15 protein-coding genes are annotated in these 17,461 nt (G+C 42.1%); 2 read left to right on the forward strand and 13 right to left on the reverse strand.

All coding sequences use genetic code 11. From position 1 onward, the window contains the following. Positions 1 to 60 precede the first annotated feature (60 nt). The 7 genes from SMIDD28_RS05735 to SMIDD28_RS05765 are packed head-to-tail and all read right to left on the reverse strand — an operon-like array spanning position 61 to position 6,466. Positions 61 to 399 (reverse strand): YlbF/YmcA family competence regulator, encoded by a 339-nt coding sequence (locus tag SMIDD28_RS05735; RefSeq protein ID WP_061425218.1) that lies wholly within the window; start codon positions 397 to 399, stop codon positions 61 to 63. Positions 400 to 409: 10 nt separating this feature from the next. Beyond that, a complete protein-coding gene (locus tag SMIDD28_RS05740; RefSeq protein WP_061425219.1) occupies positions 410 to 1,513 on the reverse strand; it encodes a prephenate dehydrogenase in 1,104 nt (367 codons plus the stop codon). A 9-nt stretch (positions 1,514 to 1,522) separates the two neighbouring features. Continuing rightward, positions 1,523 to 2,689, reverse strand: coding sequence for a chorismate synthase (aroC, locus tag SMIDD28_RS05745; RefSeq protein ID WP_061425220.1), 1,167 nt, complete (start codon positions 2,687 to 2,689; stop codon positions 1,523 to 1,525). Between the two features lie 9 nt (positions 2,690 to 2,698). After that, complete coding sequence (gene aroB / locus SMIDD28_RS05750; RefSeq protein WP_061425221.1) at positions 2,699 to 3,766, reverse strand: 3-dehydroquinate synthase; 1,068 nt, start codon at positions 3,764 to 3,766, stop codon at positions 2,699 to 2,701. 18 nt (positions 3,767 to 3,784) lie between these two features. Beyond that, a complete protein-coding gene (locus SMIDD28_RS05755; protein WP_061425222.1) occupies positions 3,785 to 4,639 on the reverse strand; it encodes a shikimate dehydrogenase in 855 nt (284 codons plus the stop codon). Beyond that, on the reverse strand, positions 4,629 to 5,306 hold the full coding sequence (aroD, locus tag SMIDD28_RS05760; RefSeq protein WP_061425223.1) for a type I 3-dehydroquinate dehydratase: 678 nt from the start codon (positions 5,304 to 5,306) through the stop codon (positions 4,629 to 4,631). The genes SMIDD28_RS05755 and aroD overlap by 11 nt, the downstream gene beginning before the upstream one ends. Beyond that, positions 5,303 to 6,466 (reverse strand): class I SAM-dependent rRNA methyltransferase, encoded by a 1,164-nt coding sequence (locus SMIDD28_RS05765; protein ID WP_061425224.1) that lies wholly within the window; start codon positions 6,464 to 6,466, stop codon positions 5,303 to 5,305. The genes aroD and SMIDD28_RS05765 overlap by 4 nt, the downstream gene beginning before the upstream one ends. 149 nt (positions 6,467 to 6,615) lie before the next feature. Between SMIDD28_RS05765 and SMIDD28_RS05770 the strand changes: the two genes are divergently transcribed. Continuing rightward, positions 6,616 to 8,733 carry an LTA synthase family protein gene (locus SMIDD28_RS05770; RefSeq protein ID WP_061425288.1) on the forward strand — a complete coding sequence of 706 codons (2,118 nt, stop codon included), beginning with the start codon at positions 6,616 to 6,618 and terminating at the stop codon, positions 8,731 to 8,733. A 323-nt stretch (positions 8,734 to 9,056) separates the two neighbouring features. On the opposite strand, the gene SMIDD28_RS12490 is transcribed toward SMIDD28_RS05770, so the two are convergent. The 3 genes from SMIDD28_RS12490 to SMIDD28_RS05785 all read right to left on the reverse strand — a co-directional run bounded on the left by SMIDD28_RS12490 (position 9,057) and on the right by SMIDD28_RS05785 (position 11,753). Then, a complete protein-coding gene (locus SMIDD28_RS12490; RefSeq protein WP_061425225.1) occupies positions 9,057 to 9,317 on the reverse strand; it encodes a hypothetical protein in 261 nt (86 codons plus the stop codon). Between the two features lie 71 nt (positions 9,318 to 9,388). Beyond that, positions 9,389 to 11,023 (reverse strand): hypothetical protein, encoded by a 1,635-nt coding sequence (locus SMIDD28_RS05780; RefSeq protein WP_061425226.1) that lies wholly within the window; start codon positions 11,021 to 11,023, stop codon positions 9,389 to 9,391. Continuing rightward, the gene (locus SMIDD28_RS05785) at positions 11,004 to 11,753 is read right to left on the reverse strand and encodes an ABC transporter ATP-binding protein (protein ID WP_061425227.1); all 750 of its coding nucleotides are present in this window, start codon (positions 11,751 to 11,753) and stop codon (positions 11,004 to 11,006) included. Before SMIDD28_RS05785 ends, SMIDD28_RS05780 begins: the two co-directional genes overlap by 20 nt. Positions 11,754 to 11,931: 178 nt before the next feature. On the opposite strand from SMIDD28_RS05785, the gene SMIDD28_RS05790 reads away from it, so the two are divergent. Then, positions 11,932 to 13,386 (forward strand): alpha-amylase, encoded by a 1,455-nt coding sequence (locus tag SMIDD28_RS05790; RefSeq protein WP_061425228.1) that lies wholly within the window; start codon positions 11,932 to 11,934, stop codon positions 13,384 to 13,386. Positions 13,387 to 13,579: 193 nt separating this feature from the next. On the opposite strand, the gene alaS is transcribed toward SMIDD28_RS05790, so the two are convergent. The 3 genes from alaS to SMIDD28_RS05805 form a co-directional block, all read right to left on the reverse strand. Continuing rightward, entirely contained in the window at positions 13,580 to 16,198 is a 2,619-nt protein-coding gene (gene alaS, locus SMIDD28_RS05795; RefSeq protein WP_061425229.1) for an alanine--tRNA ligase, read from the reverse strand. A 21-nt stretch (positions 16,199 to 16,219) separates the two neighbouring features. After that, positions 16,220 to 16,705, reverse strand: coding sequence for an LURP-one-related/scramblase family protein (locus SMIDD28_RS05800; RefSeq protein ID WP_061425289.1), 486 nt, complete (start codon positions 16,703 to 16,705; stop codon positions 16,220 to 16,222). Between the two features lie 387 nt (positions 16,706 to 17,092). Beyond that, positions 17,093 to 17,398 carry a hypothetical protein gene (locus SMIDD28_RS05805; RefSeq protein WP_000429945.1) on the reverse strand — a complete coding sequence of 102 codons (306 nt, stop codon included), beginning with the start codon at positions 17,396 to 17,398 and terminating at the stop codon, positions 17,093 to 17,095. Between the last annotated feature and the right edge of the window lie 63 nt (positions 17,399 to 17,461).

Consider the following 17,461-nt stretch of genomic DNA (forward strand, 5'->3'; position numbering starts at 1 on the left):
TATTTTATCATAAAAAGCCAGAAATTCCTTAAAATTTCTGACTTTATGATAGTTATTTTCTTATTTTAGCAATTCTGAAACTGGTTCGAAAACAATTTTTTCAATGTCAGAAAGGTAAATTGCCAATTGTTGTTGCTTGGTAAAGAATTCTGACAAGAGGCTGTTCCCTTGAATCTGCTTGCCAAAGCCTTCCATCTTCGCTTGAAAGGAAGCATCTGGCATTTGACCTGTCTGCGCTAGTCTTTGAATTTCCTCTTGGAAAGCAACATATTCTGTAAAGATTTTGCTTGCCTCAGAATCTGCTGAAATAGCATCTTTAGCTGTTTTAACAGCCTTGTATTCTGGTAGTTCGCGTAGACCGCGGCTGAGTTCGTTTGCACTATCGTAAATATTTGGCATGATGTTCTCCTTATTTGATGACGACTGTATAGTCGGTCTTTTCTGTTATTAGCTGCTCAGCTCGTTCCAAGTCTTGAGCATTTTTAAATGAAATTTGTAGGATTCCGTGAATATCCTCACGGTTTTCCTCGTTGATATGGATGTTAACCAAGGAAGTTCCACGTAGCAGTTCCAAAATCCGCAGGATGACGTCTTCTTCATCAGGAACGTCAACATAGAGGTCATAAGAGCTATCCACACCACCACGCTTATGGATTTCCATGGCCTGACGTTGCGCACGCGCTTGGTTGAAAAAGTTCCAGATTTGGTTTTCATCACCCTTACTGATAGCTTGTCCAATCTCGTTCAAACGCTCCTTGAAATCCTCAATTCTATCTAAAATTGTTTCACGATTGGACAAGAGAATAGAAGTCCACATCCCTGGCTCGCTTTCCGCAATCCGAGTCATATCTCGAAAACCACCTGCCGCAAAGCGCCTTGCCATCTCATGTTCTTGAGCATAAACCGCGGTCTGTTCCATGAGACTAGAAGCCAGAATATGAGGAAAATGGCTAATCTGAGAAGTGACCCGATCATGCTCCTTGGCATCAATTTTGATAAAACGAGCATGAAGACCTGAAAGAAGATCCTTCATTTCCGCAAGTGTATCAGGACTTGTCAGTCTCGAAGGTGTAAAGATATAATAGGCATTTTCAAAGAGATTGACATCTGCAGAGGCAGCCCCTGTCTTGTGACTACCAGCCATAGGATGGGCCCCGACAAAGCGAACAGGCTTGCCAGCTAAATACTGCTCGGCCGCATCCACAATGGCTGACTTGGTCGAACCAGCATCTGAAATAATGACGCCTTCTTTCAAATCCAAATTGGCCAATTCCTTAATAAAAGTAATGGTTTGTTTGATTGGCAAGCTGAGAATAATGACATCTGCCAAAGGAGCAAAACTGGCAAAATCATCCGTTGCACGGTCAATCATGCCTTCTTTCAAGGCAATATCTCTCGAAGCTTGACTGCGATTATAACCTAAAATTTCATAATCTGGATGATCGCGTTTGATACCAAGTGCCATAGAGGCACCAATCAAACCAAGACCTGCGATATAGATTGTTTTTGCCATAGGAACTCCTTAATAGTTCTTTGTAAACTCTCGGTGTTTGGTTACCGCTTCTTTTAGCTCCTCAAGATTATCTGATGAGAATTTTTCGAGGATTTCTTGTGCCAGAACCGTTGCCACAACGGCTTCCATGACCACACCTGCAGCTGGAAGAGCAGTCGGATCACTTCTCTCAACGGTTGCCTTATAAGGTTCGTGGGTTTCGATATCCACACTCATGAGTGGTTTGTAGAGAGTAGGAATGGGCTTCATCACGCCTCGAACAACGATGGGTTGCCCATTTGTCATACCACCTTCAAAGCCGCCCAGATTGTTGGTACGGCGAGTATAGCCGTCTTCTTTAGACCAGAGAATTTCATCCATGACTTGGCTGCCTTTACGGTAACCAGCTTCAAAGCCAAGACCAAATTCCACCCCTTTAAAGGCATTGATAGAGACAACAGCCTGGGCCAATCTTGCATCCAATTTTCTGTCCCATTGGACATAGGAACCAAGACCAACTGGAACACCTTCAACGACTGTCTCCACAACTCCACCGATGGTATCACCGTCACGTTTGATTTGGTCAATATAATCCTTGATTTCCTGTTCTCTTTCTTGGTTGACAATAGAAACTTCAGACTGGGCAGCTCTTTCCTTAATCTCAGCAACTGTGAGATTCTCAGGAACATCGATTTCCTTGCCACCAAAGACTACGACATGGTTGGCAATCTCCATATCCAGCTCAGCCAAGAGGCGTTTGGCTACTGCGCCAACTGCCACCCGCATGGTGGTTTCACGAGCAGATGAGCGCTCCAAGGAATTACGCAAATCATCAAAACGGTACTTGATCCCCCCAACCAAGTCGGCGTGACCTGGACGAGGATGAGTGATTTTCCGCTTGCTTTTAAGTCTCTCTTCAATGTCCTCCGCAGACATGATGTCCAGCCATTTCTGGTGGTCCTTATTGATGACATCCATGGTAATGGGAGCCCCTGTCGTCTTCCCATGACGAACACCCGAAGTAAAGACAACTTGGTCGCTCTCAATTTTCATACGACCGCCACGACCGTAGCCACCCTGACGGCGTTTAAGGTCTCCATTGATATCCTCTGCTGTCAAAGGAAGTCCAGCTGGAATTCCTTCAATGATAGCTGTCAGACGGGGGCCGTGTGATTCTCCTGCTGTTAAATATCTCATACACTCTCCTTATTTTACCAAGTAGTCTTTCATCTCTTCCAGAGAAACTGGGTGGATGGTTGCCGAACCTAACTCTGGCACCAAGACCAATTTCAAGGTATTGCCACGCGCTTTTTTATCATGAGTAAGAGCTTGATAAAGCTTGTCAACATTCCAGTTTTCATAGTCAACAGGTAGTCCAAATTTCTGACACATTTCTGTGATGGACTGGGTAATGCCAGCTGGCATGAGACCTTTTTCCTCAGCAACTTTGGAAATCTGCACCATTCCCATGGCAACAGCCTCTCCATGCATGACCTTGCCATATCCAGCAGTCGCTTCAATGGCATGGCCAATTGTATGGCCAAAATTGAGGTAAAGTCGAACACCGTTATCCAACTCATCCTCAACTACCATCTTGCGCTTGACCTGACAAGAATGTTCAATCAAAGTCTCTGCATGTTCCAGAATACTCTCTACAGAACCATCTAGCTCCGTCAAGAGAGCCCAAAGTGCTGGATCCTCAATCAAGCCGTACTTGATAACCTCACCCATTCCTTCAATCAATTCTCTCTTTCCAAGTGTTTCAAGGACAAGCGGATCAATCAGAACCCCATCTGGTTGGGCAAAGGTCCCCACCATATTTTTAGCAAATGGAGTGTTGACACCCGTCTTTCCACCGATAGACGAATCCACCTGAGCTGTCAAGCTGGTCGGAATCTGAACAAAGTGAATACCCCGCATATAGGTAGAGGCTACAAAGCCAGCCAGGTCCCCAACAACGCCACCACCAAGAGCCACGATTCCATCACTACGAGTCAGCCCCTGCTTAACTAGAAATTCATAGACTTTCTGAACAGTGGTTAAATTCTTTCTTTCTTCCCCTTCTAAAAAGTCAAAAACTGCTACCTGAAAACCAGCATCTTCTAGGCTGAGCTTGACCTTCTCTGCATAAAGAGAAGCTACATGGTTGTCTGTCACAATGACTACCTTTTGTGGTTGCCAGAGTTCTCGCAACCATTGACCAGCCTGAGCCAGACAACCTTTTTCAATCTGAATATCATAAGGATGATGAGGAATATCGATTCTGATTTTCATAGGAGAATCTCCCTTTCTTTATTGGTATTTTTCTGTTAAGGACTGCCAAATTTCTTCTGTCGGCATTTCCTTGCCTGTCCACAGTTGAAAAGCTTCTGCAGCTTGATAGAGCAACATTCCCAGACCATTGACGGCTGAATTACCCTGACTTCTGGCCCATTTTAAAAATGGCGTTTCAAAGGGTTGGTAAATGATATCTGCCACCAAAAGAGTTTCCGGTAAGACTACGTTTTCAGGAACTGGGGATAATTGGCCATCCATACCCACACTGGTCGCATTGACAAGTAAATCCGACTCGGCAATCCTTGCTTGCAGTTCCGAAACATCTTCTAAAGCATACAAGTCCACTTTAAAGCCTGTCTGCTCCTGTAACTTGGTCAGGTAAGGTCTTGTTTTTTCCATAGAAACGGAACGAACAAAGACTGAAATCTGACTGACGCCGTCCAAAATAGCTTGAGCCAAAATGGACTTAGCCGCACCACCTGCACCCAGCAGGGTCATCTTCTTACCTGAAATTGTAAAAGAAGGCAAGCTCTTAAAAAATCCCTTGCCATCTGTATTATATCCAATTAAATTGCCATTCTCATTGACAACCGTATTAACCGCACCAATCAAGCGCGCTTCATCGCTCAATTCATCCAAATAAGGAATCACCTGCTCCTTATAAGGCATGGACAGGTTGATTCCAAACATCTGGTAGCGACGAATATTGGCTACTGTTTCTGCCAAGTCAGCCGCTTCAATCTCCCAAGCTACATAAGCACCGTTGGTAGCTGTCGCCTCAAAGGCCCTATTGTGAATAAAAGGGGAAATAGAATGCTTAATAGGATTGGCAACAACGGCAGCTAAACGTGTATAGCCATCAAGCTTCATCTAAAATCTCCCGAATTTTTTTCATATTAGCTAGAGAAATCTGACCTGGGGCACTGGCCTCATCTAGACTAGCAAAGGACCAACTCGAACCAGTCACATCCGCAGTGATACGAGAGACCTTGCCCACCTTGCCCATAGAAATGGTCACATATTCCTGTTCAGGATTGAGGGTTTTAAAGCCTAGTGTATAGTTCATCAAGTCTAGCACATCCTGCTCCGTGTGAGCCATCACCGCAACCTTAACAAGTTTTGGATTTAAGCTCGTCAACTCTGACAAGATTTCCATCATGTTTTCAGGTGTTTCTTGGAAATTGTGGTAACTCAAAATAAGATTTGGGAAGTCCAGCATTTCTTCAAAAACATCCTTGTAGCTATAGTACTCAAAATCAATATAGTCTGGTTGATAGAGTTGCGCCACTTCCTTGATTAGATGGATATATTCTTCTGGAGAAAGTTCGATTTCTCCCCCTTCAGAGCGAGTTCGCAGGGTGAAAACTAACTCACGGCCTGCAAATTTTTCAAAAATAGCTGGAGCCACCTGCAAAATCGCTTCTTTAGGCAGATAGTCGGCACGCCATTCAATGATGTCGGCATCCAGGTACCTCGTGGCATCCAGAGACTGGGCCTCCTCTAAACTTCTTGGCATTACTGAAACGATTAATTTCATTTACTAACCTTCATACTAATCACCTTGACGTAATTACTACTTTCATCTTTTTTATTATAGGCGAAATCTGCTGGAAGACCGTATTTATTTAAAATCTGGTAACTTCTTCCTGCAAAGCCTTTATCAATTTGTTCTGTAAATTTCTGACGGGAAACATTGGCAGCATTGGTACTGGCAATGATAATTCCTCCCGGATTTAAAATCTCAAGACTCTGGGAAATCAACTTGTGATAATCCTTGGCCACAGAGAACGTTTGTTTTTTGTTCCGAGCAAAGCTAGGCGGATCTAGGACAATCACATCGTAAGTCAAGCTTTTTCGCTTAGCATATTTGAAATACTCAAAGACATCCATGACCACAAAACGATGCTCATCTGTGCTGAGCCCATTTGCCTGAAAATGCGCTTCCGACAATTCTCGTGAACGTTTGGCTAGGTCAACAGAAGTTGTCTGGCTAGCTCCTCCCATGGCTGCAGCTACTGAAAATGCTGCTGTGTAGGAAAACATATTGAGCAAGGATTTACCCATAGCCAAACCGTCAACTAAGCTGCCTCGAACTTCATGCTGGTCTAGGAAAATCCCTGTCATCAAGCCATCATTCATAAAGACTTGATAGAGGACACCATTTTCCAAAACAGTGAAAAAGTCAGGTGCTTCTTGACCATAAATATGGGCAGATTCATAGTCCAAAGCCTTAAAACGGATCTTCTCATATACTCCTAAAACCTCAGGAAAAACCTGTCTAAAAGCTTCTGAGATAACCTTGCGAATCTGATAAACATAAGAGTTATACCAAGAAAAGACAGCATAGTCGCCATAAAGATCCACTGTCAGACCCCCAAAGCCATCTCCCTCTTGGTTGAAGAGACGAAAGGCAGTTGTCAAATCATCTTGATAGTAGGTTCTTCTCTTTTCTTTAGCTTGTCTAAACAGCGTTTCAAAGAAAGCTTGATTGAAGGTCACCTTGTCTGTGCTCACAAACCAGCCCAAGCCCTTGTTTTGCTGAGAAAGGTAGGCAGTCCCAAGAAAGGTTCCTTCCTGACTCTGCACTTCTACTTCCCGATCCTTGAGATGAACATTCTCAAGATCACTGGCTTCTAGTAAAACTAGCCCCTTAGCGAGCTTCTTTTCAACCCTTTTGCTAACTCTTATTCTATTCATAACTACCATTATATCAAACTTTTAGCCAATTCTCAAAAAAGAAACTACCCTTGCTTTTTTACTCTTCTTTTAAAAAATGGTATACTAATACTAATAAAAAATTAGGAAGTAAATGTGTGAAAAGCAATTTTAACAAAATCCAACAAGCCATGGGTACCAGACTGGGTTTTGTCCTAACTCTTTTAATCCTATATTGGTTCAAAACCTTATTAGCCTATACCGTTGACTTTAATTTAGATATTCAAGTAGGCAAGTTACAGGGAAATTACCTTGCCTTTATCGCCTTTTTCAATCCCCTTCCTTTGGGGCTACTCCTGATAGCTTCAGCCCTCTATGCTCGCTCAACCAAGGCCTTTTACAGTCTTAGCATAGCTATTTATAGTCTTTTATTCATTTGGCTTTATTCTAACGTCTTTTACTATCGAGAATTTAGCGACTTTATCACGGCTAATACCATGAAGGTGGTCAGCAAGGTGTCTGTCGGCACTGCAGAACTAGAGTTACTGCGTCCTTGGGATTTCATCTATTTTATGGATTTCCCATTGCTGGCTTTCCTTTTCTATAAAAAATTCATCCAGCTAGATAGGAGACCCTTCAAATTCCGCTCCAGTGTTGCTATCACTGCTCTCTCAGCCCTGCTCTTTTCTGCTAATCTTTTCTTGGCTGAAATTGAGCGTCCCGATCTCCTGTCGCGAGGATTTTCGAATTATTATGTTGTCCGCGCCCTCAGTTTACCAGCTTTTCTAGGTTATAGTGCCAATCAATCCTATAGCGCCAACAAGGAACGTGCCAAGGCCTCTGAGACCGACCTGCAACCTATTACAGATTATATTCAAGAACATTCTGCTAAGCCCAATCCAGACTATTTTGGCCTGGCCAAAGGGAAAAATGTGATTTATCTCCACTTGGAGAGTTTCCAACAGTTCCTGCTTGACTATAGACTTAACATAGATGGAACTGATCATGAAGTCACTCCCTTCCTTAATTCACTCTACCATTCGCCATCAACCCTAGCCTTTTCGAATATCTTTAACCAAGTCAAGGCTGGTAAGACCTCAGATGCAGAAACCATGCTAGAGACCGGTTTGTTTGGACTTAACCAAGGTTCCTTTATGGTCAATTACGGTGGTACCAATACCCAGCAGGCAGCTCCTTTTATCCTATCAAAAAACGGCTACCAATCAAGTGCTGTCTTTCACGGTAATATCGGGACCTTCTGGAATCGAAATACGACCTATAAACAATGGGGCTACCAATACTTCTTTGATGCTTCCTACTTCACCAAGCAAGACAGTAGCAATTCTTTCCAATATGGTTTAAATGATAAAATCATGATGAAAGATTCTATCCAATATCTGGAGCACTTGCAGCAGCCTTTTTATGCCAAGTATATCACGGTGTCCAATCACTATCCCTATGCTAGCAATCTAACAGGCGATGAGCTTGGTTTCCCCTTGGCCAAAACCAAAGATGAAACCATCAATGGCTACTTCCAAACAGCTAACTATCTGGACAGTGCTATCAAGGCCTTCTTTGACTATCTCAAAGAAAGTGGCCTCTATGAAAAATCCATCATCGTCATCTACGGAGACCATTATGGTATTTCCAACTCCCGCAATCCTGAGCTGGCACCCTTGATTGGCAAGACTTCTGAGAACTGGTCGAATTACGACAATGCCATGTTGCAACGAGTGCCTTTTATGGTGGTCATGCCTGGCTATGAAAAAGGACAAATCATCAATACCTACGGTGGACAAATCGATATCTTACCAACTCTCGAACACCTCCTTGGTATTGAGTCCAATTCCTTCCTTCAAGTCGGCCAAGACCTCCTATCACCAGACCACCAAGAAATCGTTGCCTTTCGAACTGCCAATTCCTTCGTCACACCAAAATATACCAACTACGACGGACGAACCTACTATACTGAGAGCGGTCTTGAAATCAGTAATCTTGATGAACAAGCTCAGACTGAACTAGAAATTGTTCGTCAAGCAGCTAGTCAACAGCTGAAAATAAGCGACCAGATTCAAACTGGCGATTTGATACGTTTCTACCAAGCAGATCATCTTGGAAAAGTTGATACAGAAAGTATTTCTTATCTCAATTCTTTACCAATTCTGCAAAAGATTGAGCAGGAAAAAGGTAGTCAATCAACCAGTCTCTTTAGCCAACGACAAGGCAAAACCAGTACTAACCTTTTCAAAGCTCCAAGTTACCAAGAACTCCACCCAGAGTCGGCAGAAACCGAATCAAAATCACAATAAAAGATGCTCTTCCGTCTTGGAGGAGCATTTCTTTTATCAAATAAAATTCAACGAAAATCAAAGAACAAACTAGGAAGCTAGCCGCAGGTTATACTCAATGAAAATCAAAGAGCAAACTAGGAAGCTATCCGCAGGCTGCTCAAAACACTGTTTTGAGGTTGTAGATAAGACTGACGAAGTTAGTCACATATATACGGCAAGGCAAAGCTGACGTGGTTTGAAGAGATTTTCGAAGAGTATTAACTGTGAGATTGTAGGTAGAGAGGAGATAAATCAGCTTCAGTAGGTATCTGGAAAATTTGATTCTATAGAGAAGCCTTTTGTTACAAACTCAATATACTATCAATAAATAATATTATAGAAGCAACAATAATTATAATTTCACCTATCTGCATCATTCTATTTCGAACTCTAAATATATGTTCTATTAAAAATACTTGAATCACACACATTATAGGAATGAATGTTTTTGAAATTGAAAAATATCCAAATAAATAAACTATAAACAACAAAAATAGAACTATGTTATATTTCTTATTCAAAACATTCCTCCCTATATATTTTTGATTACCAATCTTAATCATTTATAACTACATTCTAACAAACTACAAAAACGTTTGTCGAATTGAATTTATCAAGCAAGCGACCAACTATCTCATCTTTTTTCTATTTCTACCAATATGCGTGACAGGTAGTAATGATAGCCAAAAATAGCAAGAGCAAGCAAGAGGATAAGAGCTCCTACTCCCAAGCTAATGGCAAGGATAGGGGAGAGAGACCGAACCAAGAATATGCTCCCTATTACAAGGGCCATTAAGATTGCACTATAAATAAAAATAAAAACAATTGCGACTATACGATTTGAACGGTTCACCAAGTCCGTAATGTTACTCCAATTGGTTGACAAATTTTTCACGTCCTTAAGGTAATGGTGGCAAGAAAGGATGACACTGGCAAGGATCCATGCCACAAGAAGGTAAATCATCGAAAGGATGGGCAAGCCTAGATATAGAGAAAGGCCAAGTAAAGTCAGAACTGGTAAGAAGGACTGGACAGCAAATATAATCCAAAATTTCACTTTCACATAACGAGCAAAGTCAAAGGGTAAACTCTTCAGAAAATCAACATTTTCCCTCTCCAAGGACAAGGCAATTGAATGCAGGCTGGTGATATTGTTATTGACAACTGCTATAAAGAGAGCTATAAAAAACAAGGGTAACCAGTATGGAGGATGAATGTCTGGAACTATCTGAGAATCTCGGATTTTGGAAATCAGACCGATCATCATGAGATAAGGAAGGAAAGCACTTGTAAAAAGCACTGTAACCACGCCAGTCCCCTGTCCCAAGAGGGTGAGGTGGTAGCGTAAAACCATGCGGAAAAATCCCTTTTTAGTAGTTGAAATTCTCTCCTTGCTGCGACGTTCTTTTTTGACCTTCTCCTCACTATTAAGCAGGATCACGTCATAAAAACGAGGAAGGACCTTCTTTTTGGTCAGATAAAGCAGGAAGAGAGTTAGTCCTATCCAAGCGAGCAGACCCACTAAGGCTTCTGTCGAACAAGGCTCCACTGCTATTTTGTAAAAGATATGAAGAGGATAAAGGAGAAATGGAATGTCTCGAACTTTGTCAACAATACTTCCAGAAGTCGACTGTAGAAAGAAGACAAATATTAAAGGTATGAGAACCCCTATCCCAATCATCACATTCGAAAAAATAAACTGATACTTTCTAAAAAGCGCAGTTTGAGCCAAGAAATGCACTGCCACTACCATCACTAGAGCCACAGAGACAAATAATAGAGCCAAGGACAGTAGCATCAAAGGTAAGCCAAGCCAAAGAGAAGGTGCTAGCCTAATGTAGAGGACTAGAAAATAAGCTAGGATTGGTACAATTCCAGGCAGAGCTGGCAAGAGGACAGAAAGTCCTTTAGCAATTATAATCTCTGATTCTTTAAAGGCATAAGGCCTATACGATACCAAGTCCTTACTCTCATAAAAGACATTGTAAAAGGCAGTTAAAGAAGTTGAAAAGGCAATCACTAGTAAAATAGCAACCATAAAACTAAAATAAACAGATATTTCATCAAAAGGAAAATGAATGGCTATATTTATAAACATGATGAGCATCAAGAGACTGGAAAAAATGTAAGAACTTAGGACTCTAGCAGAAACATTTACTTTTTTCCCAGGATTCTTAGCCTGCTTCTTTCGTAGATTAGCCAGATTAGCTTCTTGAGATGAATAGAGGATATTGATATCAACTAATTTTTTAATGACCTTGAGACGCATCTGAAACCTCCTCTTTTCTACCAGCAAGGCTAAGGTAGATACTTTCTAAAGACTGGTCTGGGTGGTCTTTTCTCAAGTCCTCTACCTTACCACAATAAATCAAATGCCCCTTTTTTAAAATGGCAATCCGATCACAGACTTGCTCTGCCACCTCTAGGACATGAGTTGAAAACAAGACTGTCTTGCCTTTTTGCGCATGTTCCTTCATCATTTGCTTCAAATCAAAGGCAGCCTGGGGATCCAAACCAGTCAAGGGTTCGTCCAAAACCCAAATATCGGGATCAGACAAGAGTGCTCCGATGACAAAGACTTTCTGACGCATTCCGTGAGAAAGGGTTTCAATAACCTGATAGCGGTTTTCAGCAAAATCAAAAACACTCAATAGCCTAGCTAGACTAGCCTCCAAGTCAGAGCTAGTCAGATCATAGGATGAAGCAACCAATTCCCAAAATTCATTGGCCGTTAAGCGTAAAAATAAGTCAGGCGAGTCTGCTACGTAGCCAATCTTTCGTTTAATAGCCAAGCGATTTTCCGATAAATCCTGACCATCTACCAAAATACGACCACTGCTGGGTGAAATGATACTGACTAGGGATTTTATAGTGGTCGATTTCCCAGCCCCATTATGGCCAATCAAGCCCATAATCTCCCCATTTTCAATCTGCAAATTGAGATTGCTCAAAGCCTCTTTATCACCATACAACTTACTAACATTTTGAAATTCAATCATGGGATGACTCCTATCTTTATCTATATTACATACTATTATACTAGCACTTTGATACAAAAAAATCAATACTTTATTTTAAGTAGTTAAAATAGTTTCCTTCTATCTTATGCAAACGTTGGCGCTAACCAATACTTTATGATAGAATAAAGAACAAGATTGACAAGTAAGAGGAAAAACAATGCAAAATCAAACACTCATTCAATACTTTGAATGGTATCTACCCCACGACGGCCAACACTGGGCGCGTCTGGCTGAAGATGCTCCACACCTAGCTGATCTGGGAATTAGCCACGTCTGGATGCCACCAGCCTTCAAGGCCACCAATGAAAAAGACGTAGGCTATGGGGTCTATGACTTATTTGACCTTGGAGAGTTTAACCAAAAAGGGACTGTCCGCACCAAGTATGGTTTTAAAGAAGATTATCTTCAAGCCATTCAAGCCCTAAAAGCTCAGGGAATTCAACCTATGGCCGATGTAGTTCTCAACCACAAGGCTGCGGCCGATCACATGGAAGCCTTTCAGGTTATCGAAGTGGACCCTGTAGATCGTACAGTGGAGCTTGGAGAACCCTTCACCATCAATGGATGGACTAGCTTTACCTTCGATGGTCGCCAAGATACCTACAATGACTTCCACTGGCACTGGTACCACTTCACAGGTACAGACTACGATGCCAAACGTCGTAAATCTGGGATTTACCTGATCCAAGGAGATAACAAGGGTTGGGCAAATGAGGAGTTGGTCGATAATGAAAACGGTAACTATGACTACCTCATGTATGCCGACCTAGACTTTAAGCATCCTGAAGTCATCCAAAATATCTATGATTGGGCTGACTGGTTCATGGAAACAACTGGTATTGCTGGTTTCCGCTTGGATGCCGTCAAACACATTGACTCTTTCTTTATGCGCAATTTCATCCGCGATATGAAGGAAAAATACGGTGACGATTTCTACGTTTTTGGTGAATTTTGGAACCCAGACAAGGAAGCCAATCTAGATTATCTTGAAAAAACAGAAGAACGCTTTGACCTTGTCGATGTTCGTCTCCACCAGAATCTCTTTGATACTAGTCGAGCAGGTTCCAACTATGACCTTCGTGGCATTTTCAAAGATAGCCTGGTTGAACTCAAACCTGACAAGGCTGTGACATTTGTCGACAACCACGATACACAACGAGGTCAGGCTCTTGAGTCTACCGTTGAAGAATGGTTCAAACCAGCAGCCTACGCCCTCATTCTGTTACGCCAAGACGGCCTTCCATGTGTCTTTTACGGAGATTACTATGGGATTTCAGGGCAGTATGCTCAACAAGATTTCAAAGAAGTCCTTGACCGCCTCCTAACCATCCGAAAAGATTTGGCCTATGGAGAGCAAACAGACTACTTTGATGACGCAAACTGTATCGGTTGGGTACGTTCAGGTGCTGAAAATCAAACCCCAATCGCAGTCCTTATCTCAAATAACCAAGAAAACAGCAAGTCAATGTTTGTCGGCCAAGAATGGGCTAACCAAACCTTTGTAGATTTACTTAGAAACCACCAAGGTCAAGTTACAATCGATGAGGAAGGTTATGGACAATTCCCAGTCTCAGCTGCTTCAGTAAGTGTCTGGGCAGCCAATACAATCTAATACTCTTCGAAAATCTCTTCAAACCGCGTCAACGTCGCCTTGCCGTACTCAAGTACAGCCTGCGGCTAGTTTCCTAGTTTGCTCTTTGATTTTCATTGAGTATAATAGCAAATAATAACCAAGCCAGGTCCAAGGGGATTTGGCTTTTTTGTAGTCAAAAAAGACCTACCCAAATGGATAGATCTTTACTTGATTACAATTTACCTGCTACGGCATCCAACAATTCTTGGATCTTAGCTTGGTTGCTTCCTCCTGCCATGGCCATGTCTGGTTTACCACCACCACGTCCATCGACGATTGGTGCCAATTCTTTGACAAGGTTTCCTGCATGAAGGTCTTTTGTCTTGCTTGCTACAAGAACATTGACTTTGTCACCGATAGCAGCAACTAGGACAAGAAGATCAGAGTAGTCTTTTTGTTTCCAATTATCTGCAAAGGTACGAAGGGCACCGGCATCTGATACAGATACTTGGCTAGCAATGTAACGGTGACCATTGACTTCCTTCACATCCTTGAAGATATCGCCTGCAGCAGCCGCTGCGGCTTTTTCTTTCAACTCAGCATTTTCTTTTTGCAATTGACGAAGTTGTTCTTGAAGTCCTTCTACCTTGTGAGGTACTTCTTTAAGTTGAGGTGCTTTCAAGGTTGCTGCGACAGCTTTAAGAGCATCTTCTTGTTCACGGTAAGCTTCAAAGGCTTCCTTACCAGTCACTGCCAAGATACGGCGAGTTCCTGAACCGATCCCTTCTTCTTTGACAATCTTGAAAAGACCAATTTCAGAAGTGTTGACAACGTGAGTACCACCACAAAGCTCGATAGAGTAGTCACCGATAGTAACAACACGGACTTCTTTACCGTATTTCTCACCAAAGAGGGCCATAGCTCCCATTTCTTTGGCAGTGTCAATATCCGTTTCAACTGTCTTCACTTCAAGAGCTTCCCAAATTTTCTCGTTAACTTGCTGTTCAATAGCACGCAATTCTTCAGCAGTCACTGCTTGGAAGTGGGTAAAGTCAAAGCGAAGGAATTCAACTTCGTTAAGAGATCCTGCTTGTGTTGCGTGATTTCCAAGGATATTGTGAAGGGCAGCGTGAAGCAAGTGAGTCGCAGTGTGGTTTTTCATGACACGGTGACGACGATTACTATCAATTGCCAAGGTATATTCTTGGTTCAAAGCAAGTGGTGCATGGACTTCAACAGTGTGAAGGGCTTGTCCGTTTGGTGCTTTTTGAACATTGGTCACAGTAGCTACAACCTTACCTGACTCATTCAAGATTTGTCCATGGTCAGCTACCTGTCCGCCCATTTCAGCGTAGAATGGTGTTTCTGCAAAGATAAGTGAGGCAGTTCCTTCTGACACAGCTTCTACTTCTGCATTGTCAGCCACGATGGCCACCAATTTAGAAGACAATTGGCTAGCATTGTAGTTGAAGACACTTTCTACAGTGATGTTTTGAAGGGTTTCATTTTGCATGCCCATTGAGCCACCCTTAACAGCTGACGCACGCGCACGTTCTTGCTGTTCTTTCATGGCCGCTTCAAATCCTTCACGGTCCACAGTCATACCAGCTTCTTCAGCGATTTCTTCAGTCAGTTCAACTGGAAATCCATAAGTGTCATAAAGTTTGAAGACATCTGAACCAGCGATGACAGATTGACCTTTTTCTTTCAAGTCTGCTACGATGCCTTGGGCAAAGTGTTGACCTGAGTGAAGGGTACGGGCAAATGACTCTTCCTCGCTCTTAACGATTTTCTCAATAAAGTCACGTTTTTCAAGCACTTCTGGGTAGTAGCTTTCCATGATTTTTCCAACAGTTGGAACCAGTTTGTAAAGGAAAGGCTCGTTGATTCCCAATTTTTGACCATGCATAGAAGCACGACGAAGCAAACGACGAAGGACATAACCACGACCTTCATTTCCTGGAAGAGCACCATCACCGATGGCAAATGAAAGTGAACGGATGTGGTCAGCGATAACCTTAAAGCTCATGTTGTCGCCATCTTGGTCATAGACCTTACCAGACAATTTCTCCACTTCACGAATAATAGGCATAAAGAGGTCTGTCTCAAAGTTTGTCTTAGCCCCTTGGATAACGGCCACCAAACGCTCCAAACCAGCGCCCGTATCAATGTTCTTGTGTGGCAATTCCTTGTATTCACTACGAGGAACAGCAGGGTCTGCGTTAAATTGTGACAAAACGATGTTCCAGATTTCGATATAGCGGTCGTTTTCAATATCTTCTGCAAGCAGGCGAATACCGATATTTTCTGGGTCAAAAGCTTCTCCACGGTCAAAGAAGATTTCTGTATCTGGTCCAGAAGGTCCTGCACCGATTTCCCAGAAGTTATCTTCGATTGGAATCAAGTGACTCGGATCCACTCCCACTTCAATCCAACGGTTGTAAGAATCTTTATCATCTGGATAGTAGGTCATGTAAAGTTTCTCAGCTGGGAAGTCAAACCACTCAGGGCTTGTCAAAAGCTCATAAGCCCAAGTGATAGCTTCGTCACGGAAGTAATCACCGATAGAGAAGTTCCCCAACATTTCAAACATGGTATGGTGACGTGCAGTCTTTCCTACGTTTTCGATGTCGTTGGTACGGATAGCCTTTTGGGCATTGGTAATACGTGGATTTTCAGGAATGATGGTTCCGTCAAAGTATTTCTTAAGGGTTGCTACCCCAGAGTTGATCCACAAAAGTGTTGGGTCATTTACAGGAACCAGGCTCACTGATGGTTCTACTGAGTGACCTTTGGTTGCCCAGAAATCAAGCCACATTTGGCGTACTTGTGCACTAGATAGTTGTTTCATATTGTCTCCTTATTTACTTGTTTAATGTGATTGGCTTTCTAGCATTTCCACATAGTCAATGGCGACACAGAGGGAAATGACTAGGTCTGCATAAGCGTCCTCCAAAACCGTTACGGTATAGGTAGAGGTCAGATGGAAGAGTTCTTTCTTAATTTCCGCAATCAGCTGATCGCGATCATCCAGCAATTTGAAATTCAAATCCCAGATATTGCCCCTGATATGAAGACCTAGATTATCAAACTCATACTTATCTCGCCAGAAGGTCAACTTCTTGCGAATGACAAAACTCGAGCCATCCCGAAGCTGAATCTCAAAACGAGGAAGCAAGGTCAAGATTTCTTTACTGATCTGACTGACTTGTTCACCATTAGTATCATAGATGGTAAAAGTTTTGGGAATCTTAAAAAATGACCCCTCCACCTGATAGGCGATTTCTCCCCTGTCATCCTTGATAGCGAAGCGTTCTCCTCCAAGACGAAACTTTTGTTTGACAAGAAATGTTTTCATCAACACCTCCAAAAAATCAAAAGACAAGCTCATATCACGAAGGGCGAAAAACCGCGGTACCACCTTCATTCAATGAACTTGTCATTCTCTTATTCTTATGCAATTGTATGATTGAGTAGCATGACTTTCTAGCTTAGATGGCTCGCAGCACCGCCATTTCTCTGGACTAAGACAAGTGAAAATCAATTCTCAACTTTCTTATTATAACGTTTTTTTAAGCTTGCGTCAACTGGAAATCATCTTAACTAATAGTAGTGAGGTAGGAGGGAAGACCTTTTAAAAATTTAACTACTAGTTTCGAAATGTAAGTAGTAATATTTAATTTATTTCTAAAATCTTTCTATCTAGCATAGCCCTAGAAGGCTATATAAAACCCTCCAGCGCTGTTTAGTATGTCCCCCCTACACTGATAAGATTCCACTCAGAGTAGCTTATCTTGAACAATTTTGGGGATTTTGTGTCTTCGTCATATACTACGAGATAGTGCCCTTCATCATTCCAAAACTTGCCCAATACCTCGGAGTCTCTTAAATCCATTTTCTGGTTTAAGTAGTCGCTAGTATACTCAATTTTTGGTGCATCTTTTACCCCAGCAGTAGAAAAACTGCTACCAATAAAGATAAAAGCATAAAATAGCACCACAGCAATCCCCAAGAATTTAAAGATTTTATAGTTTGTATTATTGTTTTCCATGTTTGTATATTCCTTTTCTTTCTATTTTGTGTTTCCTTAAATCCCAAGAGGGAATTTTACCCC

It is taken from the genome of Streptococcus mitis (assembly GCF_001579045.1).
Classification (GTDB): Bacteria; Bacillota; Bacilli; order Lactobacillales; family Streptococcaceae; genus Streptococcus; species Streptococcus mitis_D.

Coding starts and splice junctions, on each gene's coding strand:
- SMIDD28_RS05765 (WP_061425224.1), bottom strand. CDS start 6,466: ATGAATAGAATAAGAGTTAGCAAAAGGGTTGAAAAGAAGCTCGCTAAG.
- SMIDD28_RS05780 (WP_061425226.1), bottom strand. CDS start 11,023: ATGCGTCTCAAGGTCATTAAAAAATTAGTTGATATCAATATCCTCTAT.
- SMIDD28_RS05785 (WP_061425227.1), bottom strand. CDS start 11,753: ATGATTGAATTTCAAAATGTTAGTAAGTTGTATGGTGATAAAGAGGCT.
- SMIDD28_RS05755 (WP_061425222.1), bottom strand. CDS start 4,639: ATGAAGCTTGATGGCTATACACGTTTAGCTGCCGTTGTTGCCAATCCT.
- SMIDD28_RS12490 (WP_061425225.1), bottom strand. CDS start 9,317: ATGATTAAGATTGGTAATCAAAAATATATAGGGAGGAATGTTTTGAAT.
- SMIDD28_RS05770 (WP_061425288.1), top strand. CDS start 6,616: ATGGGTACCAGACTGGGTTTTGTCCTAACTCTTTTAATCCTATATTGG.
- SMIDD28_RS05805 (WP_000429945.1), bottom strand. CDS start 17,398: ATGGAAAACAATAATACAAACTATAAAATCTTTAAATTCTTGGGGATT.
- SMIDD28_RS05790 (WP_061425228.1), top strand. CDS start 11,932: ATGCAAAATCAAACACTCATTCAATACTTTGAATGGTATCTACCCCAC.
- aroD (WP_061425223.1), bottom strand. CDS start 5,306: ATGAAATTAATCGTTTCAGTAATGCCAAGAAGTTTAGAGGAGGCCCAG.
- alaS (WP_061425229.1), bottom strand. CDS start 16,198: ATGAAACAACTATCTAGTGCACAAGTACGCCAAATGTGGCTTGATTTC.
- SMIDD28_RS05735 (WP_061425218.1), bottom strand. CDS start 399: ATGCCAAATATTTACGATAGTGCAAACGAACTCAGCCGCGGTCTACGC.
- SMIDD28_RS05740 (WP_061425219.1), bottom strand. CDS start 1,513: ATGGCAAAAACAATCTATATCGCAGGTCTTGGTTTGATTGGTGCCTCT.
- aroB (WP_061425221.1), bottom strand. CDS start 3,766: ATGAAAATCAGAATCGATATTCCTCATCATCCTTATGATATTCAGATT.
- SMIDD28_RS05800 (WP_061425289.1), bottom strand. CDS start 16,705: ATGAAAACATTTCTTGTCAAACAAAAGTTTCGTCTTGGAGGAGAACGC.
- aroC (WP_061425220.1), bottom strand. CDS start 2,689: ATGAGATATTTAACAGCAGGAGAATCACACGGCCCCCGTCTGACAGCT.